The organism is Parvimonas sp. M20, from assembly GCF_035282425.1.
Taxonomy (GTDB): domain Bacteria; phylum Bacillota; class Clostridia; order Tissierellales; family Peptoniphilaceae; genus Parvimonas.
Genome location: NZ_JAYKBQ010000007.1, coordinates 53,166 through 76,855 on the forward strand (window position 1 = coordinate 53,166; position 23,690 = coordinate 76,855).

The 23,690-nt window shown below is 28.1% G+C and carries 22 protein-coding genes and 1 pseudogene; 2 read left to right on the plus strand and 21 right to left on the minus strand.

What is annotated here, in order from left to right; all coding sequences use genetic code 11:
* Positions 1-84: 84 nt before the first annotated feature.
* Positions 85-642, minus strand: coding sequence for a TetR/AcrR family transcriptional regulator (locus VJI93_RS04595; RefSeq protein WP_323999541.1), 558 nt, complete (start codon positions 640-642; stop codon positions 85-87).
* Positions 643-802: 160 nt separating this feature from the next.
* On the opposite strand from VJI93_RS04595, the gene VJI93_RS04600 reads away from it, so the two are divergent.
* Positions 803-2,686: a heavy metal translocating P-type ATPase gene (locus tag VJI93_RS04600; protein WP_323999539.1), complete on the plus strand. Its 1,884-nt coding sequence runs from the start codon at positions 803-805 to the stop codon at positions 2,684-2,686.
* Between the two features lie 103 nt (positions 2,687-2,789).
* Positions 2,790-4,157 carry an MATE family efflux transporter gene (locus VJI93_RS04605; protein ID WP_323999537.1) on the plus strand — a complete coding sequence of 456 codons (1,368 nt, stop codon included), beginning with the start codon at positions 2,790-2,792 and terminating at the stop codon, positions 4,155-4,157.
* Between the two features lie 360 nt (positions 4,158-4,517).
* Here VJI93_RS04605 and VJI93_RS04610 read toward each other — a convergent pair whose 3' ends face one another.
* The 20 genes and pseudogenes from VJI93_RS04610 to VJI93_RS04705 form a co-directional block, all read right to left on the minus strand.
* Positions 4,518-5,849, minus strand: a complete 1,332-nt coding sequence (locus VJI93_RS04610; protein ID WP_323999535.1) for a sensor histidine kinase — start codon at positions 5,847-5,849, stop codon at positions 4,518-4,520.
* A complete protein-coding gene (locus VJI93_RS04615; protein ID WP_323999533.1) occupies positions 5,846-6,502 on the minus strand; it encodes a response regulator transcription factor in 657 nt (218 codons plus the stop codon). Before VJI93_RS04615 ends, VJI93_RS04610 begins: the two co-directional genes overlap by 4 nt.
* 134 nt (positions 6,503-6,636) lie before the next feature.
* The gene (locus VJI93_RS04620) at positions 6,637-8,016 is read right to left on the minus strand and encodes an ABC transporter permease (protein ID WP_323999530.1); all 1,380 of its coding nucleotides are present in this window, start codon (positions 8,014-8,016) and stop codon (positions 6,637-6,639) included.
* A 10-nt stretch (positions 8,017-8,026) separates the two neighbouring features.
* Entirely contained in the window at positions 8,027-8,671 is a 645-nt protein-coding gene (locus VJI93_RS04625; RefSeq protein ID WP_323999528.1) for an ABC transporter ATP-binding protein, read from the minus strand.
* Positions 8,672-8,681: 10 nt separating this feature from the next.
* Positions 8,682-9,968, minus strand: coding sequence for an ABC transporter permease (locus VJI93_RS04630; RefSeq protein ID WP_323999525.1), 1,287 nt, complete (start codon positions 9,966-9,968; stop codon positions 8,682-8,684).
* A 336-nt stretch (positions 9,969-10,304) separates the two neighbouring features.
* Positions 10,305-10,439: a hypothetical protein gene (locus tag VJI93_RS04635; protein WP_323999522.1), complete on the minus strand. Its 135-nt coding sequence runs from the start codon at positions 10,437-10,439 to the stop codon at positions 10,305-10,307.
* Positions 10,440-10,500: 61 nt separating this feature from the next.
* Positions 10,501-11,490, minus strand: coding sequence for an SIR2 family NAD-dependent protein deacylase (locus tag VJI93_RS04640; protein WP_323999521.1), 990 nt, complete (start codon positions 11,488-11,490; stop codon positions 10,501-10,503).
* A gap of 7 nt (positions 11,491-11,497) precedes the next feature.
* Complete coding sequence (locus VJI93_RS04645) at positions 11,498-12,283, minus strand: hypothetical protein (protein WP_278553711.1); 786 nt, start codon at positions 12,281-12,283, stop codon at positions 11,498-11,500.
* Between the two features lie 36 nt (positions 12,284-12,319).
* Complete coding sequence (locus tag VJI93_RS04650) at positions 12,320-13,117, minus strand: protein-ADP-ribose hydrolase (protein WP_323999520.1); 798 nt, start codon at positions 13,115-13,117, stop codon at positions 12,320-12,322.
* Between the two features lie 364 nt (positions 13,118-13,481).
* Positions 13,482-14,357 carry an SPL family radical SAM protein gene (locus VJI93_RS04655; RefSeq protein ID WP_323999519.1) on the minus strand — a complete coding sequence of 292 codons (876 nt, stop codon included), beginning with the start codon at positions 14,355-14,357 and terminating at the stop codon, positions 13,482-13,484.
* A gap of 23 nt (positions 14,358-14,380) precedes the next feature.
* On the minus strand, positions 14,381-14,920 hold the full coding sequence (locus VJI93_RS04660) for a ClbS/DfsB family four-helix bundle protein (protein ID WP_323999516.1): 540 nt from the start codon (positions 14,918-14,920) through the stop codon (positions 14,381-14,383).
* An 11-nt stretch (positions 14,921-14,931) separates the two neighbouring features.
* Positions 14,932-15,450: a GyrI-like domain-containing protein gene (locus VJI93_RS04665; RefSeq protein ID WP_323999514.1), complete on the minus strand. Its 519-nt coding sequence runs from the start codon at positions 15,448-15,450 to the stop codon at positions 14,932-14,934.
* 148 nt (positions 15,451-15,598) lie between these two features.
* Positions 15,599-16,495, minus strand: a complete 897-nt coding sequence (locus tag VJI93_RS04670; protein ID WP_323999512.1) for a helix-turn-helix transcriptional regulator — start codon at positions 16,493-16,495, stop codon at positions 15,599-15,601.
* 109 nt (positions 16,496-16,604) lie between these two features.
* Positions 16,605-17,072: a hypothetical protein gene (locus VJI93_RS04675; protein ID WP_323999510.1), complete on the minus strand. Its 468-nt coding sequence runs from the start codon at positions 17,070-17,072 to the stop codon at positions 16,605-16,607.
* Between the two features lie 13 nt (positions 17,073-17,085).
* Complete coding sequence (locus VJI93_RS04680) at positions 17,086-17,685, minus strand: hypothetical protein (protein WP_323999508.1); 600 nt, start codon at positions 17,683-17,685, stop codon at positions 17,086-17,088.
* 51 nt (positions 17,686-17,736) lie between these two features.
* Positions 17,737-18,543, minus strand: a complete 807-nt coding sequence (locus VJI93_RS04685; RefSeq protein ID WP_323999505.1) for a class I SAM-dependent methyltransferase — start codon at positions 18,541-18,543, stop codon at positions 17,737-17,739.
* Between the two features lie 221 nt (positions 18,544-18,764).
* The gene (locus VJI93_RS04690; protein ID WP_323999503.1) at positions 18,765-19,634 is read right to left on the minus strand and encodes a CPBP family intramembrane glutamic endopeptidase; all 870 of its coding nucleotides are present in this window, start codon (positions 19,632-19,634) and stop codon (positions 18,765-18,767) included.
* Between the two features lie 314 nt (positions 19,635-19,948).
* Entirely contained in the window at positions 19,949-22,375 is a 2,427-nt protein-coding gene (locus tag VJI93_RS04695; RefSeq protein ID WP_323999501.1) for an Sgo0707 family adhesin, read from the minus strand.
* A 335-nt stretch (positions 22,376-22,710) separates the two neighbouring features.
* Positions 22,711-23,334, minus strand: a complete 624-nt coding sequence (locus VJI93_RS04700) for a VOC family protein (RefSeq protein WP_323999499.1) — start codon at positions 23,332-23,334, stop codon at positions 22,711-22,713.
* Between the two features lie 169 nt (positions 23,335-23,503).
* A pseudogene (locus VJI93_RS04705) lies at positions 23,504-23,690 on the minus strand (IS481 family transposase); the annotation flags it as partial.

The following is a 23,690-nucleotide window of genomic DNA, read 5'->3' on the forward strand; positions in this document are numbered from 1 at the left end:
AATATTGATTTATCATAATACGCAAAGTCCTATTCATTTTATCATATTTTGGCTAATTTCTCAAACCATTATATACTAAATATATTATATTATAGGGTCTACTACTTTTAAAAAGTAGTCTGCTATCTGTTCTGGACTTTCTTCCATTTGATTTTTTATCCACCACTTTATTGTTTCCACAAATGTACAACAAATATGATTTTTTAAAAACTTTTTAAACTTTTCATCTTCAGTCTTTTCAATAAAAATATACTCATCAATCAGCTTATCCAGATATTTTTTGAAATAACTCAAAAACAAATCATTACTTTCACAACTTAAAACTTTTATAAACTTTTCCTTATTTTCCTTTAAATGATAAAGTATATGTGTAATTAAAATTTTAGGATTTTTCTTTGAATTTTCAAAAATTTTTGAACATTCTCTACTTAAATCATTAGAAAATATATGTTCAAACAACTCACGACAAATTTCTTTTAATAAATCATCCTTAGTTTCAAAATGAGAATAAAAAGTACTTCTCCCTATATCCGCAAGGTCTATAATTTCTTGAACCGTTATTTTATTATAATTTTTCTTGGATAAAAGCTCTGTAAAAGCCATAAAAATTGATTTTCTAGTTTTAATTTGTTGTCTATTCATAAAATCCTCCATACATTTTTTAAAAAATGTTCAAAGTATAACTTTTTTGATTAATTGATTATTGACATCTAATATCTATAGTGATACAATTAAATCAAACAAAGTGTTCGTTATTAAATTAATTGTAGCATTATAGATAAAAAAAATCAAGGAGGATATTATGATAGATAAAATGAAAGAACTTTTCAGCGGTTTCTATTTTACTATAATTTCAATAGTATTTTTTATACTAAATGTTGTTTTAAACCTTTTAAAGATAGAAACTGTATTTAAACCAGTATGGATAAGTATTTTTATCTCTGCTTTTCCCTTCTTGGTTGGTGCCGTTAAAAACTTAATAAAATTTAAAATTAAAAATTCACTTTTAATCTCAATTGCTGTAATTGCATCAGTATTTGTTGGCGAATATTTCGCAGCAGCTGAAATTGCAATTCTTATGGCAATTGGGGAACTTTTAGAAGACTATACAGTTGACAGAGCTAAAAAAGGTCTTAACGACTTAATCTCTTCTGCTCCAAAAAAGGCAAAGAAACTTTTTAAAACTGATGACTCTTATATTGTTAAGGAAGTTCCAATTGAAGAAATTGAAAATGGAGATATAATTCGAGTAATGCCGGGAGAAATAATTTCAGTTGATGGGATTATAAAAGATGGTTTCGCTTCTATCGATCAGTCAATTCTAACAGGTGAAAGTTTACCTGTTGATAAAACCGTGGGAGATAAAGTCTTTTGTGGTTCTATGAACTGTTTTGGAAGTATCGACATCGTAGCAAAAGATGTTGAAAACTCTTCTTTACAAAAATTTATCGACTTGGTTGAAAGAGCTGAAAAAGAACAAACTCCTATGCAGACTCTAATTGATAGACTTGCTGTTAAGCTAGTTCCAACTGCACTTTTAATTGCAATTGCAACTTTTGTAATAATGATGTTCTCTAAATTTGATTTATATACTTCAATAAATAGAGCGGTTACAGTTTTAGTTGTATTTTGTCCTTGTGCCCTATTCTTATCCACACCGACCGCTGTTATGGCTTCAATCGGTCAAGCAAGTAAACATGGTGTTATAATAAAAACTTTTAATGCTCTTGAAAAACTAGCAAAAGTAAATAAAATAGCCTTTGACAAAACTGGAACTTTAACTTATGGAAAATTAAATGTAAATGATATAGAAAATTTTTCAGAATTATCTGACGAAAAAATAATGTCCTTAATCTCAAGTTTAGAATCAAAAAGTGAACATCCTATCGCAAAATCTATAACAGAGTATTTAGATAAAAAAAATATCAAAAAAGAAGTTGTTGAAAACTTTAAAATGAAAATTGCAAGAGGAGTTGAAGGAGAAATTTTAGGAAATAAATATTTCTGTGGTAATGAAAAATACTTAAAAGAAAATAATATAAATATAAAAGAAAAAGTAAAAGAAAAAATTGAAAAATACTCAAGTGAAGCTAAAAACATAATCCTTTTTGGAGATGAAAAAGAAGTTTTATCAATCGTAACTCTATCCGACACTCTAAGAGAGAGCGCAAAAGAAATGGTTGAAAATTTAAAAAGCTTTGAAATTGAGCCACTACTTCTAACAGGAGATAATCTTTCAACTGCAAAATATTTTTCTGAAAAAGTTGGAATAACAGAAGTTAAAGCAGAACTTTCCCCTGAAGAAAAATTTGAAAATGTAAAAAATTTAAAAGAAAATAATGTTGTCTGTATGATTGGAGACGGCATAAACGACGCTCCTGCTCTTAAACTTGCAGATGTTTCAGTAGCAATGGGAAAAACAGGTAGCGACATTTCAATCGAAAGTGCAAATATTGTGTTAATGGGACATGATGTTTCAAAAATAGTTTATCTAAAAAAACTTGCAAACGCAACAGTAAAGACGATAAAATTTAACATTATCATATCTCTTTTAATTAACTTTGTAGCAGTAATTTTATCAGTACTTGGAGTTTTAAATCCATTAGTTGGCGCAATAGTCCACAATCTAGGCTCAATACTCGTAATTTTAAATGCGTCATTATTGTATGATAGAAAATTTAATTAGAAACCTTTAAGAGAAGCAATTTTGCTTCTCTTTTATCATTGCAAAAAGACTAAAAATATGTTATCATTTTAGAATAATTTTAAACATTTTTACGGAGGATATAATGGTTAAAAGCAATGAAATAGATATGATAAATGGAAAGACCTTGAAAAAAATGATATTTTTTTCAATTCCAATTATCTTTACAAGTGTTTTTCAATTACTTTTTAATACAATAGATATAATAGTTGTTGGACGTTACTCTGGAAGTACCGCACTTGCAGGAGTTGGTGCGACTTCATCACTAATAAATTTACTCGTTAGTTTATTAATTGGAATTTCTATGGGAATCAGTGTTACAATGGGAAAATATTGTGGAGCAAGAGACTATAAAAATGCGTCTGACACTGTTCACAATGCAATTGGTCTTGCCATTATTTCCGGAACAATTTTACTTTTCGTGGGACTTATTGTTTCAAAACCTATGTTACATCTTATGGGAACACCTGATGAAATAATAGATTTGTCCGCACTTTATATGAGAATAATCTTTTTAGGAAGTCCCGCTGCAGCCATATATAATTTTGGTGCAGCACTTTTAAGAGCAATTGGAGATACAAAAAGACCACTTTTTTTTCTAATAGTTTCCGGTATTTTAAATGTTTTTTTGAATTTATTTTTTGTTATAGTTTTAAATATGAGTGTTGATGGAGTAGCAATAGCAACAATAATTTCTCAATATGTTTCAGCAATTATGATGATATCATTCTTAACAAAAAATGTAGGTTATATGCATTTGAATTTAAGAAAAATAAAATTGCAAAAAGATAAAGTTATTAGTATTTTAAGAATAGGACTTCCAGCTGGACTTCAAGGTATTGTATTTAGTATCTCAAATGTATTGATTCAATCTTCAATAAATACATTCGGAAAGCTCGTTATCGCAGGAAATACAGCAGCGATAAATATTGAAGGCTTTGTATATATGTCAATGAATTCAATTTATCAATCAACACTTAGCTTTACAAGTCAAAATATGGGAGCAAAAAAATATCATAGAATAGATAAAATTTTATTGCAAGGTCTTGGAATTGTTGCAGTAGTTGGTCTTGTACTAGGTGTTGGTGCATATTCTTTAGGAAATATTCTACTCGGAATATTCACAGATGATCCAAAAGTAATTATGTATGGACTTAACAGAATGAAAATTGTTTCAGCAACCTATCTACTATGTGGGCTAATGGACGTAACAGTTGGTTCTCTAAGAGGAATGGGATACTCCATTTTACCAATGGTCGTTTCTTTAACGGGTGCTTGTCTGTTTAGAGTAATTTGGATATTTACTATATTTCAAATTTATAAAACACAAGAATCCCTTTACATTTCCTATCCAATTTCTTGGGCTTTGACAACCACAGCACATATCTGTTGCTATTTAGTGATAAGAAAAAAATTATTAAAACAAAATGAAAAAGGAGCTCTCGCTCCTTAGAAATGCAGACAAAAATGTCTGCTTTTTTTGTGTAATAATTCACATCATAATTTTAAACGAAAATTAATTAAATTTTAAATGAAAATTAATTAAAATATCTTAGTAGCTGATGTATCTTCGATACATTTTACTTTTGATTGTTCACAATAAAAAGTATGAGATTTCTGCAGTCGATTGTACCCAAATCAAAGATTTGGACAATCTTTGCATCAGACCTACTATAGATTATTTACAAGTAAATAATCTAAGTTATGGCTAAATTCACTTCGTTCAAAATGACGTATAAGGGAGAACCGTTGTTTAATAGCCTAACGTTAAAAGCAAATAAACTTATAATGATGTCCATATAAAATCAAAAATTTATTTATCCATATTGCCTGACAGCTCAATTAAAAAGACAATTCCTATTTCGGTTTTTTCTACTTTGTATTTTATTCCATAGTTTAATAAGATGTTTTTTACAATGTACAATCCTAAACCATTGCTGTTTTCTTTGTTTAGGTTGAAGTTAATTTCAAATATTTTATTTACATCTAAATCTTTATTATCCTTGTAGGAATTTTCAATATAAAGCCAGTCATCTTTAATTCCGATATTTATTACACCATCTTCATCAGAATATTTAACTGCATTGTTTATCAAATTTGATAGAACTATTTTAAGAGCAGTCATTCCTATGTAGATTTTTTCGTTTTTTAGATTATTATTGACTTTTATATTTTTGTGATTTGCAAGTAACATATACTGTTTCAATACATCTTCCAATATATCATTGACAATTATTATTTCTTCATCATCTTTTAGATGTTCAAAGGAAGAAACTGATAGCATTTGTGAAATACTTCTTGTCAAGTGGTCAACTATGTCAATACAATTTTCAATATATAAATCTCTATTTTTATATTTTCCAATATTGTATTTCATATTTTCCAGTATTATTTTTAGACTTGCAAGAGGTGTTTTTAATTCATGAGATGTTCCTCTGAAAAAATCATATTTTAGCTTTTCTAATTTTATGATTTCGTCATTTTTTAGTTCTAAATCATCTATCAATTTTAAAAGAGTATTATATAAATCATTGATTTGTTCTTTTAATTCTCCGACTTCATTTGTAGAATTAATTCTCAAATAAGCTGTTCTATCTAGTCGCATCATCTTTTTTGTAACATTCTTTATTTCGTTTATATTATTAGTTATCGCCTTAGCATAAATAAGGGAAACTATAATAGAAAATATAAAAGATATAAATAATGAGTAAGGCAAGAATTTAAAGCTAAGTTCTTTGGCGTCTTTTCGCATATCTGCAGTAGAAATAAATTGAACAGAGATTTTTTTCCCATCCTTTAATTCTATTTCTCTCTCTTCAATGATTAAAGAATTATTGCCACTCTTTAAGTCAACATTGATATCCTCACCAATTTGTAGTTCGCCATCTCCACTTTGTCCTTTTATGACTGCTTTTATATCACTGCTTTTAGAATAAAATTCCAAAGATTGCTCAACAAATTTCATATCTTTTCCTTGAATATTATTAGCGATTTCATCTGCTTTTGCATAGAGTTCCTGCTTTCTCGTCTCTAAATAAGTTCTTGGAAAAATAAAAAATACTAGTAAATGTATTAAAACAATTACAGTTCCAAGAATTCCGAATGTCTGCAAAAACATTTTAGGAAATATTTTTAAATTCTTCATCTTCTCTCCAATTTATAACCAACATTTCTTATTGTTACAATACAATCTAAACCTAATTTTTTTCTCAATTCTTTTATATAGACATCTATCACTCTATCGAATGGAATTTCATCCGTTTCTTTCCAAACATTATCTATTATCTGTGCTCTAGTCAAGGCATGTCCTTCATTATCTAATAGATATTTTAATATTTCAAGTTCTTTTGCATTTATATCTACATCTTCTCCTTTAAACTTAGCCGTATAACTTGTAAAATTAACTTCAGCATGTTTATATTCAAATTTTTCATGACCGCCATAATGTCTTTTAATCAAAGAATCAATCCTAACTTTTAAAACCGGCAGTGAAAATGGCTTTTCCATATACCCATCTGCTAAACTTGAAAAAGCATTTATTTTATATTCTTCATCATTAAATGCCGTCAACATGAGTACGGGTAATTTACTTTTTTTTCTGATTTCTTTTAAAACTTCCAATCCGTTTAGAAATGGAATTTGAATATCCAAAATTACTAAATTAATATCATTATTATTAAAATTTTTTAAGGCTTCCTGTCCATCTTTTGCTTGAATGATGTCATAACCGAATTCAGATAAATACTCAGAAATTCCCTCTCTGATAAATTGATCATCTTCAACAACAAGTATTCTCATAAGCCCTCCTTTTTATATAAAATTTTACTAATACTATTTTACCACAAAAAACAAAAATTATCGATGTATAAACACCGATAATTTCCATTTTTGTACAACAATATTACGAAGTACCTCCAAAATATGATAAACAACTATTTTGTATCTATTAATAATTCTTTTGGTTTCTTTCTTAAGATATTTGAAGAAGAGATTACCAAAGCAATTGCAAGTACTATTGTCATAAACAATACTACATAAAGAAATGCTCTTGTATTAATAACAACATCTAAACTTGATAGTGTTTTATTAAATCCGTCAACTTCTGCACCACCACCTAATTTTGTAGTTGATGATTGTCTTGCAATTTGTTTTGCAATACCTCCTGTAACTTTCTTTAATATACTATTTCCTAAAATTTTTCCCGTATAACCAGCTAAGAAATATGACCCTATGAAAGCCGGTATTGAAACGAAAAGTAATTCCATTGCAAATTGCGTAAATATTTTAGTTTTAGAAATTCCTATTGATAACAATACTGCAATTTCTTTCTTTCTAGCATTCATCCACAAGAATAACAATAATGTAACTACTACACCTGCAAATATTAGTGAACCTGCAAATAATTGATTTGCAATTTTATATATTCCAGAAATAGATCTTTGTAATGCTGGGAAGTTTGAAGAACTCTTAATTAAGTTATATGATTTCCAGTTAATATCTAATTTTTTAAGATCTTTTATTACTTGGTCTAAATTTCTATTTCCTTTTATAAAGAATGTTGCATCTTGGTAAGTTGCTGTATCTTCTGTATTTCCATATACTTTAGCTGCTGTATGAACATCTGTAATTAAAGTATTTTCATAAAGTTCTTGTGAGTAAGTTACTCCACCTTTTCCATGTCCATCAAAAAGACCTTTTATTTCTACTTCTACAGTTTCATCTGCTTTCTTTTCATTATCTGCATCATATAAATTGGATTTTAATTTAATTTTATCTCCAACTTTTAAATTATTCTTTGCAGCTAAATCTTTATGCATTAAAATTTTATTTTTATCTTCACTAGTTAAATGTTGACCTTCAACTAATTTATATGCTCCTGAAACAAATTTTGTTTCTTTTTCAGAACTATTTACACCTGTTAGCATTACTGCTCTTTTGAAGTTTTTAGCTCTTTCAGGAGATTCGTTTTGAGCAGCTCCTGGTGCTTGAACTATATCCAAGTTGTCGTCAAGGTTGGCAACACTGTTGATTCTCTTAACAAAATTATCCACATGTCCTGAATCAACAATTTTCTTTATATCTTGTCCCTTAACATTACCACCACCTCTGGCAGTACCTTGATTTACCCTTCTATTTATTTCCATTGTAAAACTGTTTGTAATATTTTTAAAAGTTTCTTCTGACGCCTTATTTGTAGCATCTTTTATAGATAAACTTATCAAGCTAAGTGCTGACATTGATAAGATAATTAGTAATATAATTAATGATTTTAAACTCTTTCTTGTTACATACGCAAAAGCATTTTTAAACATCGCCTACCTCCTACTTACTTTTTGTTACTTCTTTTAATCTCTTATTATTAAGCTCAAGTACCGTATCAGCTGCACTTGCAACTTCTTTACTATGAGTTACTACTATTACACATTTATTTCTTTCTTTAGCTAATTTCTTTAAGACCGCTATTATTTCTCCAGCAGTAGTTTCATCTAAGTTTCCTGTAGGTTCATCTGCTAAAATAACTGGTGCTTCTGATACTAAAGCTCTTGCGATAGCAACCCTTTGTTGTTGTCCACCTGATAACTTCATTACATTTCTTCTAACCTGAGTCTTATCAAGTCCTAACTCAAGTAATATATCTTCAGAGGCTTTTCTATTTACTAATCTAATATTTTCTAATGGTGATAGATAATCTATAAGATTATAGTTTTGGAATACAAGAGATATATTATTCTTTCTGTGATTACTATAACCTGCTTTTTCTATATTTTCATCTTTGAACAAAATTTCTCCGCTATTTGGTTTATCCAATCCTGCTAATAGTGAAAGTAATGTTGACTTTCCTGTTCCGGATTTCCCGATAATTGCATAAAATTTTCCAAGTTCAAATCCTTGATTTATTAATGATAAAACTTTTTCTTTTGAATTCGCATAACTATATGTTACATTTTTAATTTCTAATGTGTTCATTTACTTCCTCCTAACTAATTTGTGATAAAATTTCTTTCGGTTTCTTAATTAAAATTAATCCTGATGCAAAAACTACTGATAAAAGTATAATTAGCACCAATATTCCATAACTTTGTGCAAAAGTTATTAAGCTTTCAACATTATATCCATTACTTATAAAATTAGATGTAATTGATGTTGTATCCTCAGAACTAATCAATCCACCAATAATTTGATTTACTACCAGATTTCCAAATATCAAAGATACTAGAATTGCCGGAAGTGATATAAATATTAATTCCAATATAAATTGACCTATAATTTTAGATTTACTTACCCCAATGGATAATAAAATTCCAATTTCATAAATTCTTTCTCTTAACCATAATATTAATATTAATGAAAGAACTACAGAACCACCAATCATAATTGCAAAAGTCATTATTCTTATAATATGTTTAACACCATTTAATGACTCAAGAGCGTCTTTAAAAGCATTTGCTTCCTTATCAACTGTATAAGATTTTTCCCAATCGACATTAAGTTTTTTAACTTTATTTATTGCCTCATCCATATTTTCAGGAGTTCCTGAGAAAAATGTCAACTTATTTACTAACTGTTTATTTCCTTCAGCATTTAATGCTTTTTGAGCAGAATCATAGTCTGTAAACATTGTATTTTCACTCAAATCTGAAGTTAATCCAGTTTGTTTTTCTTGTTTCTTTCCTGAAAAAATTCCAACAATTTCAAATTCATGTTTCTTATTACTCTTGTCAGTTTGATTTGGATCTACAAATTCTAAACTAATTTTATCGCCCACTTTTAACTTATTCTTTTCAGCAAACTCTTCATGAACTAGAATCTTGTCTTTATCGTTTTTTTCAATATTTCTTCCCTCTTTTATTGCAAAAACTCCACTGTTAAACAAAACATTTCTTTTTACATTACTTGTAGCTTGTATTGAAACAACATTTTTTAAATAACTTGGAATATCATCTCTAGTAACATGTTGTCCACTATCTACAGCATTTGTATTTGACAATCTTGCTAAACCTTCATATTGAGAAACAACTTCTTCAATTTCCTTTATATTATCTAGTCCTTTAAAATCATTTTTATCAAAATATCCTTGACTATCTTTTTTGGCTATTGTTGAAGATGAATTTGAAGATTTATATAAAGACTTCTCCATACTAGAACCAGATTTCAAAATATTTAAACATGCATATAAGCAAGAAAGCACTACTGTCAAAATAATAAAAACTATAAAAGTTCTATTCTTTTTTCTTAAAACATATGCTATCGCATTTTTTACCACTTTCTTATTCAGCTCCCCTCTCTCAAATTTATTTTATATTTTAGGATGTCCCCCTTAAATTCTAAGCAATTAGAAATTTATCATTCCTCCTTAACACTGTGTGTATTTTCTTTACAGTAGCTATTTTAAACTAGATTTATGAAATATTTATGAAATGAAAATGAAATATTTATGAAATGAAAAATTTTTTTAATTTTTACAAACTAAATTTTAAGTTTGTTTACTTTTAACGTTAAGCTCCTAAACAAAGATTCTTCCTTATACGTCATTTCGACTGTAGCGAAGCGGAATGGAGAAATCTCATTTGATTGCTTACTTGTAAACAATCAAAAGTAATTATGACGGAAAGATTGTATCCAAATCTTTGATTTGGATACAATCGACTGCGAAAATCTCATACTTATTCTTGTTTACAAGAATAAGTAAATGTATCGTAGATACATCAACAAAAATACCATAATTTTGCTTCATATTTCCAACAAAAAAAGAATACTCTTAAAAAGAATATTCTTTCGTCAAAACTGTTAATTTATCATTCAATAATTTTCTTTAAAATTTCTCCAATATCTCCGTCAATACAAATACTTCTATCTTTTATTTGTTCAGGACAAAAAGCTTCTTTATAATTGATACAAGCATAAACAGAATTTTTATTTTCCATAGTCATTTGCCAGAACGGATACTTTATTATTACAGGAGTATTATTTCCAACACCCAATTCTAAAAAGAGTATATGTTTATCTTTATACTTTTCAAGGAAATTATAATATTCTTTCGACGCTTTATGCCAACCTTCATCTTCAACAAATGAACTGTCAGCACGAAGATTCATTTTTACATCTGAGTCGTCATCAGGACATTTTGGAATCATATCTGTAGGAATTTTCATTGATATTTCTCTATTTTCAGGTATATCAAAAATACCTTCTTCATTTTTCTTAAATCCTTGAATTTCTATTGCTCTCATAACCCATTCTTCATTATCATAGGTCTTTTGGTTTTGTGGATTTACACTTTGAAATAATCCATAATCACCTTGAGTATAGAAAAGACGTTTTTTATCAAATCCTGCCCTTTGAAATTGATGATCTACATTTGTCGTAATAACAAAATATTCTTTGTCCTTTATAATAGAAAACAAATCTCTGTAAACCGGTTTTGGTGGTTCGATATATCTATTAAAATATATATGTCTTGCCCACCAAGCCCAAAGTGTTTCTCTATCCAGAAAAGGATAAAACCCACCTGAATACATATCACTTATTCCAAATTTTTTTGAAAAATCAAAGAAATATTTTTCAAATCTCTCTCCACCATAAGTCAAACCTGCCGAAGTTGAAAGCCCTGCTCCTGCTCCTATTACAATCGCATCTGCATTTTCTATTTCATTTTTTAAAAATTCAATCTTTTCTCTATTTAATTCACTTTCAGAAGATATATTTTTCCCAACAGTCTTTAATCCCTTAAGTCCCATTTGAATACTTTCTCTATATCCATCTGTTTTATTATAATTTTCTTTCATATTTTACCTACAAATCTAAAATCCTTTTATATTCTCTTATATCGGGCTCTTTTCTATCTATGCACCATTCTTTTATAACTTTTATAAGTTCGGATTTATCTTCTATAAATGTTTGATATACCCCGCCGTTTTTTTCTATTTCAAAAATATAAGAATCTATTTCATTTGAAATTTTCTTACTAAATAATGATGAAAAAAATCCCTTATTTTTATAACATGGAGTACATTGGATAAAATTACCTTGTTTTCCATCAGTTTCATACCAAATGGTAATGAATGTTAGTCCTCCATTTTCATTTACTCGGTCAATATCATTAAATGTTTCAATAAAGTGTTCAATATTTTCCCAATCACATTCGAAGTCGTCTGTGCTTTCTGTTCTACATTTTAATATATCAATCCCTTTGCAGAAAATCGCATCACTACTTTGAGGATTATAAATTCCTACACCATATTCATCTGCAATACTTTTTACAAATTCCAATGCCTCATCTTCAACATTGTATGAGAATGCACAATATACTCCATTCTTTCCTAAGCTATAATCAGTCAAATGATTTTCTGAATCCTCTGTTGCATAGGCAATCTCATCAGGCAAAGCATACTTCCCACTTATTGGTGGAAATTTTTCAAACATTTTTTTAGCCCAACAGGATATTACACGAGAACAGCCCTCTAAAGATTCATAATCTTTATTTTCTTTATATTCTGTGAACTCCTCCTGATATGCAAATACATCCAAAGAAGTTTTTATTTCTTCTCTTTTTTCAAAGACAAATAAATCAAAACTCATAATTATCTCCTTTTTAAAATAGTATAATCATTAATATTATATCATTTTTTCATAATATTTTTTATCTTCATCTTTAAAAACATTAAAAATAATCCTATCCATAGCAAAAGGATGTTCTAAAGCCCATTTTTTAGTTGTTTCAATTGCAATCTCTGCTGCTCTTTCTTTTGGAAAACGAAATTCACCTGTTGATATACAACAAAATGCTACAGTTTTAAGACCATTTTCCAAACACATATCCAAAGTTTTTTCATAACAATCAGCTAATTCTTTTTCCAACTCTTTCGTAAGCTCTCCATAAACAATTGGACCAACTATATGAATTACTTTTTTTGAAGGTAGATTATAGGCATCTGTAAGCATTGGAACAGCAGTAGGTTGTTCATAATCTTGACCATATTTTTTCTTAAGTTCCTGCATTTTTTCGTTACATTCTGCCCTTAGTTGTATTCCTGCAAAAGTATGTATTTGATTATCAATACATAGATGCATTGGAGCCCAACATCCAAGCATTATTGAATTTGCTGCATTAACTATAGCATCAACCTTAAGTCTTGTAATATCTCCTTGCCAAACGGAAAAAACATCTTTAATAATTGGAATATCCTTAAGCTCTACAATTTCCTTTTCTTCAGCGCAAAGTTTTAAATATTCATCTTGAACTTTTAAAACTTCATCATCCATTTTTCTTGGCATACGGATATTCATAAGAGAACGTAAAATCACCTTTTTTTGAGTTTCATCTTCAGGAATTTCCATATTTTTATAATTATCCGAATCAGCTATAAATTCTTTTACTAAAAATTCCAACATTTCTTCTTTATTTTTATTCATACAATCACCCTCTTTTTACTATATTACCCAAATAAAATATCTATAATTCTATTTTTACATCTTAAATTAGATAGATAAAATATTTTTGTAAATTTAATAGTTAAGGGCTTTAGGAGATCTTCAGAGTCATTGTATCAAAGATACAATAACTCCGTCAGACCTACTTTTGTTTACAGGTAAACAAAGTTAGGGCAAGATTGTCTAAGCTCGAAATGACGTGTTGGGATAATTTCTCTGCATTATGCTATGACGTGAATTATTACATTTATATTCATATTACAAATAGTTTTACTTCTTATTTCAACAAAAAAAGAATACTCTAAAAAAGAATATTCTTTCATAAAATCTATCGAATTATTTATTATTACAAATCAAAAATACTTAGTTGTTTTGATATTTCTTTTTCTTCAAATGTATTTAGATAGCTAAAAATTTTGTTATAATCATACATTATTTGTTCACTTTCACAGAAGTCTCGAAAAATTTTCATCAATCTATAATTATTTTTACTGTTCACAACATAAGAATTACCAAATTCTCTAATATATCTAGCTTTAAGATGTGGAAAGTATTTATCCAGTTTAGAGTAAAAATATTCCCTATTCCCTTCTCGTAATGTCAGTCCCATTCCAAAACAGAGAATTCCTTTTACTTTTGCCTCTTTACAATAATTTAAAATACCTCTAATATTTTCTTCTGTATCATTAATATAAGGTAAAATCGGAGTCATCCACACGACTGTAGGTATTCCTGCTTCTCTTAATTTAATCAAGGTTTCAAATCTTTCCTTTGTAGTGGAAACATTGGGTTCAATTATCCTACATAGTCTTTCATCATAGGTTGTTAGTGTCATTTGAACAACACATTTTGTCTTGGAGTTAATTTCTTTTAACAAATCCAAATCCCTAATTATATTTGATGACTTTGTGATAAGTGTAAGTCCAAAACCATATTTATTTATTATTTCTAATGCTTTTCTTGTATAATTCAGATTAATTTCCTCATTAATGTAGGGGTCAGTCATTGACCCCATACCAATCACACATTTTTTTCTTTTTCTTTTTAATCGATCTTCCAAAAGTTCTATTGAATTTTCTTTTACTTCGATATCTTCAAAACTATGATTCATCTGATAACATTTACTTCTTGAATCGCAATAAATACAGCCATGTGTGCAACCACGAAATAAATTCATTCCGTTTTTTGAAGATAATATTCCCTTTACTTTTACAAAATGCATCCTAATACCTTTTCCAATTAGAATTAATTTTTACAATTTTTTTGATGTGCTTTTAACTTCTTAATCGCCCAATCGTAATGGCTTGAAGTAGCACTTACAAAATATGAACCCAATGTACTTCCTCCAACCCATTTAAAAATATTTTTAGAGAACAATTCTTCATTTGAAAACTTTTCGGCCAAAGCTAAAACGTCATTATGAGATTTATTCAGCATCTCCTTTGCCTTTTCCAAATGAGTATTTTGATGTTTTTTCCAAAATTCTACATTCATATCTCCATAAGTTTTCCAATTATAAGGTTTTGGTATAAAGGGCTTTTCTTCCCCATTTTGATTGGAATTTACCCAATTTAAAATTAACATATGCCATTCATAAAGATGAATTAAAATATCCCTTAAATTCTTATCTCTTTTCCAATGTGCCTCTTTCTTTTTTACATCAGCCGAAAAGTCAAAAGGAGTATTCAGCTCTTTTTCTGACAATTTAGAAATCAATTCATTTAACTTTCCATAATTTTCTTTTGCACTAATAAGCAAATCTTCTTTAGTAGTTGGTCTAGCCATAATAAACCTCCTTATTTCACAGTATATCTTAATATTGTTTTAAGTTTATCTTCCGCAGTTCGATTTTTATTATTTAAGTATATTTCTGTATGAAGTTTTTCACTTCTATCTAAATTTATTTCATTTGCAAAATTATCCAATTTTTCAAAAGACTCAATCTCCGTATCAAAACTACCAATATGCAAAATCTGAATTGCCTTTTTACTTTCAATACAATCAAAACTTACTTCATCATATAATTCGTTTGGCTTTTTCTTTTTCACTTTTTCAAAAGCTAAGTCAAAAATTTCCCTTGTAATAAAATTAGGCTGTTTAATCATAATTGTATATTTTAGTTTGCTCTTATCAAATTCTTCATCATCTGATTTCTCCCAAATCCCCTCAAGTGGGAATACAGCAAAATCAGAGTATTCGTTTTTCTTGTCATTCATATTTTTAAAATACATCTTTATTCCATATGCAAGAGAGTACAAAGCAGAAACCCTATTGGAAAAGTCAATCTCGTTTGGATTCCCCTCTCCTTTAATCATAATATAATATGCAGTTGGAACTTCAATCAATTGTGGTTTTTTTTAACACCATATAAATCTTTTTCATTTTTCTTCCATTCGTATTTCATATACAACCTCCTTTGTATCTTATATATTAATTATACAAAAGATTACCTGACACCCTTTGTCATATTATATATTTTTTGGACATTTTATTAATCATATCTCTGATTTTATTTCTTATTTCTTTTGGTTCTAAAACTTCTACTGATTCTCCAAAAGAAAAAATATAATTATAAAGATTATAGTCATTCGGAAGCTCTATTTCTGCATATAAATTACCTTTTTCATCTTCTTTAATGTCCCTCATTTCATCATAAACCCTAAAAGCTACTTTTCTATCAAATTTTAATTTAACACGGACCGTATCTTTATATTCCATTTCTTTTATTAGCACAACATCTTCAAAACTTTCTTCAAAATTTTCATCCAGAATTTTTAAATCCCTAATCCTAGATAGTTTAAAATATCGAAATTCATTTCGAAGTAAACAAAAGGCATAAACATACCAATCCCAGCCCTTAAATAAGAGTCTAATCGGTTTTACTTCTCTAATTGTCTCTTTTTCATTGCTTGAAAAATATTTAAAGCAAATAATATTTTTATTTATAATTGCTGATTTTATATCATTAAACAACTCGTCATATTCATTACTTCTTTGCCAATTTGTAAAATCAACCTCAATCCAATTCGTATTTTTAATTTTGAAAAAGGCAGATAATTTTGTTAATAACTCATTTTCATATTGTTTATTTATTCCCTCTAAACCTCTTAAGGCAATTAAAATCTGTTCCTGCTCTTTTTCAGAAAGCAAGGATTTTTTTAATACAAAATCTTCAGCAATCTCTATTCCTCCGCCTTTCCCCTGCATGGCATAAATTGGAATTCCAACAGAGCTAATCACATCAATATCTCGATATATTGTCCTTACAGATACCTCAAATTTTTCAGACAATTCATTAGCTGTAACTTTTCCTTTTTCCAAAATATAATATAAAATTCTAAATAATCTGCTATCTCTCATTTCTTAACATCTCCTATAAATATTATATCACAACCTGACATCAATTGTCATATTATAAAATTTTATAAAAAAGTCGATGCAGTTTAAAAACCACATCGACTATTTTATTCTAAATTTCTCTTATCATTTCTTTTGGAAAAAGATCAAAAAGTTTTTCCATAAATAACTCTAAATCTTCTATATCATTACTTTTTACAATAACATTACTATTATAATTACACTTAAAAATATACCCAAAATATTTACCCTTTACAAAAAGTGAGTTTATCAGCATTGGCTCTATCTCATATATATCAGAAAAAAATAATTTCTTTTCCTTATTATTTCTTTTAAATGCAATACCATTTTCGAAAAGAACAATCTCAGTCCACAAGTCAAATTCTGTCAGTAATATAAACTTTCTACTACTTTTTACAACAAATAGTTCTTTCCCAAAAGTTTCAGAATTTAAGTTGTTTTCATAACTTAAGTTTATACTTTTTAAATTATATTTTTTTCTTTTAGGTGGATTAAACATAATATATAAAAATACTAATCCGAGTAAAATTAATATTCCTAAGAATAAAATTTTGTTCATATTATCTCCATAATTACAATCTATTTGTTTTATTTTTTAATTTTTTTAAGCGAATGCACTCATTATTTCTACCATATATACTTCCTTTCTCTTCAAGAAAAAGTTCAGTTTTCTCTTCAAAAGCATTAAAAAATTGGTCAAATTGTTCAACATCATCTTCTTTTTCACTTAGATTGAGTCTATCTCCAAAACATGAAATTCCAGTATTAATTTCATTAGCTTTTATTCTTAGTCCTCGTACTTCTGCATATCTACCTGAATGATATTTAACCTCTAAAATATCATCAAATAAAATAACCTGTTTTGCACCATTACTCTCAATTACGACCTTTTTTTCAAATACTCCTAAGCAAAATAATTTAATTCTATGTCTATTAAAATACTGAAAAAAAGATAAAATTGCTATTCCTTCTAAAGTCAAAAAAACTCCGAACAGTAGTGCAATAACCCAAAAAGAAATTCCAATAATAAGCTGCTTTGATTTAAAATATTCAAAAAAACGAAAAAGCAACAAAGTTTCAAAGCAAAAAACAATAATAAAACTTAATATCCAAGGCAAAAGGATTTTCCGAAAAAAATCTCGAAAATTCATACCATAAACATAATATTTCATATCATCCTCCTAATCTTGTTACATTCTCATTATCAAAACAAAAAGTTAATGCTAATTTAATTTCAAATGAACAACAAATGTCCTATGGAACTTGTCTGCAAAATACATATACATTTTTGTTTTTAGTTTTAATCCTGGGCAATTTTTTAATACTCCATTAAAAAATCCTTTAACATCTACAAGTCTTGTATCTGTAAGTTTTCCAAATTCATTAGGATTATCTATACTAAAATACATTTGAGCATTGACATTGCCGGTTTTCCTAACATATTTATTTGCAACTTCCAATCCCTTAGAATTTGTTGCATCAAAAACTAATTCTCCTTTAGGAAAAATAGACTTCATTTTTTTTATCATATCTATAATTTTATATTTATCAAAATATTGATATACTCCTGAAACAGCAATCATTGTTGGTAGTTGAGTATCCATTTCTTTTATCCATTCAAAAGTAAACATATCACCCGATATCAGTTTTTCATTTTCTGAATTTCCAAGTACCCTTTTTCTAATATCTATAACATCAGGCAAATCTACTTGATAAAAATTGGCTGTCTTATTATTAATACGATTATAAGATGTTTCTAAACCAGTACCTAAAAATACCACATTGCTTTGCTCATTTTCTTCAAGAAACTTTATGATTTTTTTATCTATTACATTTTGTCTGCAAACAACAGCAATATGAACATATTCAATAGTATTCTTTTCTATACTATTCGTTGGTATATACTGTTTTAAAGATAATGCTTTTTCATCATAAAAAAATTTTGGAAATCTTTCAGATACATATATTCTTGAAACAAGAGGAATATATAATGTACCTTCAACCCCACTTAATAAATTTTCCTTATTCATATTCTCTCCTTTCAAATTATTATCCTTTATTATATTTTACTACAATTTGATATTGTCTTTCAAGTATATTTTTACAATCCTTTATATGTTATGATTCGAGAGGCAATAATCATAAATCTTATTGTTTACCATAAAAAAACAGTAAACCTTTGATTTACTGTTCTTATGATTGCTATTTTATATATTATTATTTAATTATTTGAATTAGATATAAAAGTTGATTATTCCTTAACAGTTCCTTTGTTAGACTTTTCAATAACTATTAATAGCATAATTGATAGAATTATAAGCGGAGCTATTGTAAGTAATCCTGATGGGTTAGGTCCCAACAATCCACGTTTTACATCATTACTTAAATATACAGGAACTTCCCCTACAATATTGAAAGCCCCGTGCATTATTGCCGCATACATACAATTTTTTGTTTTAATTGTAACAAATGATAAAATTATACCAATTACAATACAGCTAATAAGCATTACCAACATATTTGTCCAAGGCGCTCCCCAATTGTCACGCTCATAGTTAAAACCGAAATAAATTAAAGGAAGATGAACAAGTCCCCATTCTATTCCATTGATGATAACAGCTTTCCTTTCACCATATTTTTCAACCTGAAATCCAAGCAGATATCCTCTCCAGCCAATCTCTTCTCCCAATTCCAAAAGTTGTATTGGAATCATCAATGCTGATATAATAATGCAAATCAAAACAAAATTAAATGGTGATTTTATAAGTATCTCATCGTTTGTTCCCATCATCATACCGTATTTAAATACACCACTGTATTTATTTGAAAATACAAGAAAGTATAATGTAGCACCGATTGAAGTCATAACACCTGGCAATAACGCTGAAATTATCCATACTTTTGGATTTTTCCAGACACGAATTGATAACGGATATTTTGATTTTTCTTTGGTAATCGCTTTTGTGATTAATGCTGAAATTACTGGAATAAATGTGAATATTACACTAAACGTTTTATAAGCAAAACCCAATTTTGTTAGTAATTCCAATAAGCCAAACAAATAGCATATGCCAATCACTAATGTCAAATAAATTGCGATAGTTTTGTCAGTTTTTTTCATTTTTTACTCCTATAAATGAACTTCCCCATATTCTAATTTTCACTATAAATGTTTTGTAATATTATACCATTTTTAAAGGTTTTTTTCTACTACAAAAGATTTTATACTTTGTCTAATTTTATTTATAGCGACAAATAGTAAAAATTATATTTTTAGATGTCCTCCAATTAACAGTATAAATTTTTAATTCCAAAATAATACTACTATTCAATGATGCCTTGCATCGATTAAATAAACATTAATTGTTGTTTCACAATTAAAAAGAGAAGTGACTTTTTCATCACTCCTCTCTAAAGTTTACAGAATTTATTCAATTACTCGTTTTGTGAGCCTCCTGGATTTCCTTTCCTATTTATCACTTGTAATAAATTCTTATCCACAGTATTTGTCAATTCTATTTCTCTTGGCCTATACTCTGCTATAAAGAATCCCTTTGGAACATCTTCTTCTATTCTGTATAGATAATTTCGTCCAGCCTTATCTTTTACTTCCAAGTCATCTACTACTGTCTTCCAGTCCTTTTCTTTTTCAATTTTTACCTTCCTACTGAATGTAGTATCTTCTTGATAACTATTTCCAACTTTTACTCTTCTCTTTAAAGTACCTGTAACAAATCCATTTTGCTTTAATGGGCTTCCATCTTCATTTTGCCACAATTTTTCTATTGTTAAGCCTGACTTTGCTTTTGATTTTTGATTTATCACTGTTAACCTTCGAACTTGTCCAAGTCCTATCATAGTTTCTTTTGGTCTATATCCTACAAGTTCATATCCATCTGGAACTTCTTCTTCAATATAGTAAGTATATTTTTTCTCAGCACTATTTTGAATATCTAAACGTCCTGTAGTATATTTCCAATCATCCTTAGCTTTAAGTGTAATTCGTTGTGAAAAAGACTTATCAACATCATTTCCAACTTTTCTTTTTAAAGTTACATTAACATCAATATTAGGTTTTTTACTTTTCCAGTCGTCAGTAATCTCCCCTAGATTAAATGGCTTTAACAAATCATTTTTACGTGGAGCTATTTTCCATTCTTTCTTAATCTCCAATATATCCCATAAAGTCGTTTTGACAGTATTAGATAATAAAAATGAATCATCAACTACCAAGGTTGATGTCCCAAGAATATTTTTTGCATTATCTATAATTTTATTATTGGTTGTCATATTATAAGTAATTGTATAATTAGTAAATTTGGATTGTTCAGGATATCTAAGCAATTTTTCATTTATTATTTCAACTGTTATAAAACTACCCTTAATTCCTGCTTTGCCCCACCATGAATTCTTCTCATCTTCATATTTAACTTTATAGTCCACATTTTCTTTCAAAACATAACCTGAACTGGATTTAACTGTCAAGCTCTTGTAATCAATCCTTCGATCAAAGTGACTTTCTACTTTCAACACACCAATATTATCAATGGTATCTATTCCTGCACGCGGCACTTTAAAATCAACTTTATAGGTAATAGATTTTCCAATTCCAACCTGCATATCCTTTGGCTCAACATCTTCTCTAATAGCACTATCCCCCGTTTCTGTATAAAAACCATATAAAGTTCCACAGCCTCCAACAGTTTCATAGCAAAAATCAAATGAGCCATTCTTTGAACGAATCACAAATCCGGATTTATTATATTCTTCCCAAGCACCTTCAGTTCTACCTGTAGCTTCCCACTTAGTCCAACCATCTTTACGTGTTTCTATATTCAAACGATTAGCATTATTTAACATTATCTTATCTGCTTGTTTTTCAATATCTTTCATCCAAAATGTCTCATTAAACTGAGTTTTACCTTCACTTCGATTTATATCTATGTCAGAAGGCGCCATTACCATTTTACAATCACATTTTGTTTTGTTATCACTCCAAACATACTCTGCATGAAGATAAGCTTCCAATGCATACGCTCCAACAAATGCTTGAGGAACTTGTTTATAACCACCAAGACCTAAGTAATCTTGTACTCCAATAAGCCCTTTTCCATTGTTTTCCCCGACTATGAAAAATGTCTGTAGATATTTATTAGGGTTTTCAATTTCTTTGTCGCCCAGATAGCCAAATTCGCCATTTTTACCAAATTTAGGACGTCTTAACTTAACCTGTGTTACATTAATTACTACATCAACATATCTACCGTTTATTTTCCCCGCCTTCTCAAATGATAACTTCAACGGATTTTCAAATCTATATTCTCCTTTGTAAGATCTATTAGGGATTTTAAAGAAGAAAGCAGTCCAATCATAGTTAGCTCCTTCTGAAAAATCTTTATAAAAATTTCTTTGCTCAACACTATTTGATTTTGAAAGAATCTTCATATTATCTTTATGCAACCTAAATTGGTTTAATTTCAACTTTGAAAAATCTAAATCAGTTCTCTTCATAGTCAACTTATTTGATTTATCAAGCCTCTGATTTGGTAAATAATTATTTTTTTTCGAAAATGACATTGAATTAAATGTTAAATTAGAATAATTTTCATTAAATAAGTTCCATTCTGTCTTGTCTTCTTTAATACTATCTCCGTTAACATCATTGGATTTTTCGGATATATACTTATCCCTTTGTTTTTCTTCTTCGGCATTATCAGTTGTTTTTGATTTTGTACTATCAACCTGCTCTTTTGCTGATAAATCTTTTCTTTCCTCAGCCATCACTCTTATAGGTGAAATCACTGTGCCTATCAATATCAACAACGACATAATCAAAGAAATTGTTTTCCTGTTTTGCTTCATACTCCTTATACCTCCTTTACATACTATAATTAATCTATTTAACATATAAAATTATTTCAATATTATCTATTTTCACTTCTCACAGTGAATTTATTAAAATCACATAAGTGCATTCAAACATTTTTTATTAAAATTAACAAACTTCTATTATAAGTTATTATATCATATATAGATATGTATAGTCAATCTCATTTTAGGTTTATATTGTTAAATTTTATATATTTTATCTTATAAATCACAACTTTACCATTAGATAATTTTTTATTCACTTTATCAAAAAAAATGAGACTTAAGCAAACAACAAAAACATTGAGAAGTTTTTGACTTCTCTTAACCTACTTGTCATATTCGATTTGAACTATGCCCTTCTCTCTATCATCGGATATAATTTCAAGTGAATCATCATCTATTAGTTGCTTTAATATATCAGCATTTTTTTCATCAATCTTAAAAACAATCTTACTTATCTTTTTTATCCCGTTTGGATGTACAAAATTAACAGGTTTTGGATCTATGCTAAAATAGCTCATTAAAAATGGAAAATCCAAACCTTCTGGAAAAAAACATCTATATTTTAAAACTCTTCCCTTTGTATCAACTCTTTTAAGACTATTAAATAATATCCCTTTAATTCCATTCTTTTTCAAAAATTCAACTTCTTCATCCAAACTTCCAAAATCTTTCTCTATACAAAAGCCACATAAACCTTCATCACAAGTATCCCAATAATTAAATCTCTCCATTTTTTTACTTGCTCCGAACAATTTACTCAAAAATTTTACTATTTTTGGTATTCCCGTATTTTGTAATAACTCAATGTAAGCTCCCTCACTAAAATATATTAAAGCATTTGTAGGATTCTCCTTTCTTCCATATTCAACTTCAAACCCTTTACTTTCCCATTCTTCAACTGCTAATTGCAGGTTGTTTACCTTATATACTATATGTCCACTTCTCATAACTTGTCTCCTTAAACTTTACTTTAAATATTAACTTACATTATAACATTTATAAGTATTTTTTACCAACTTATTTTAACTATGTCTGTATGTTTCATGTACATTTGTAAATGATGTGAGACCAAAAATTATAAAAAAATATAACCTGTATATTAGAATTAAAGGAGAATTAATTCTCCTTTAATTCTAATAATTCTTTACGTTTTTCAATAGGCGAAAGCCAATTTAAAGTTTGCATAGGTAGTCTATTAGATTTATAGAGATATTTTTTCATTTGAGCAACCAAATCTTCATAAGAATAAAAAGATAAATTACTGTAAAATCTTTCATTGTCATTTCTATGACTTCTTTCAACC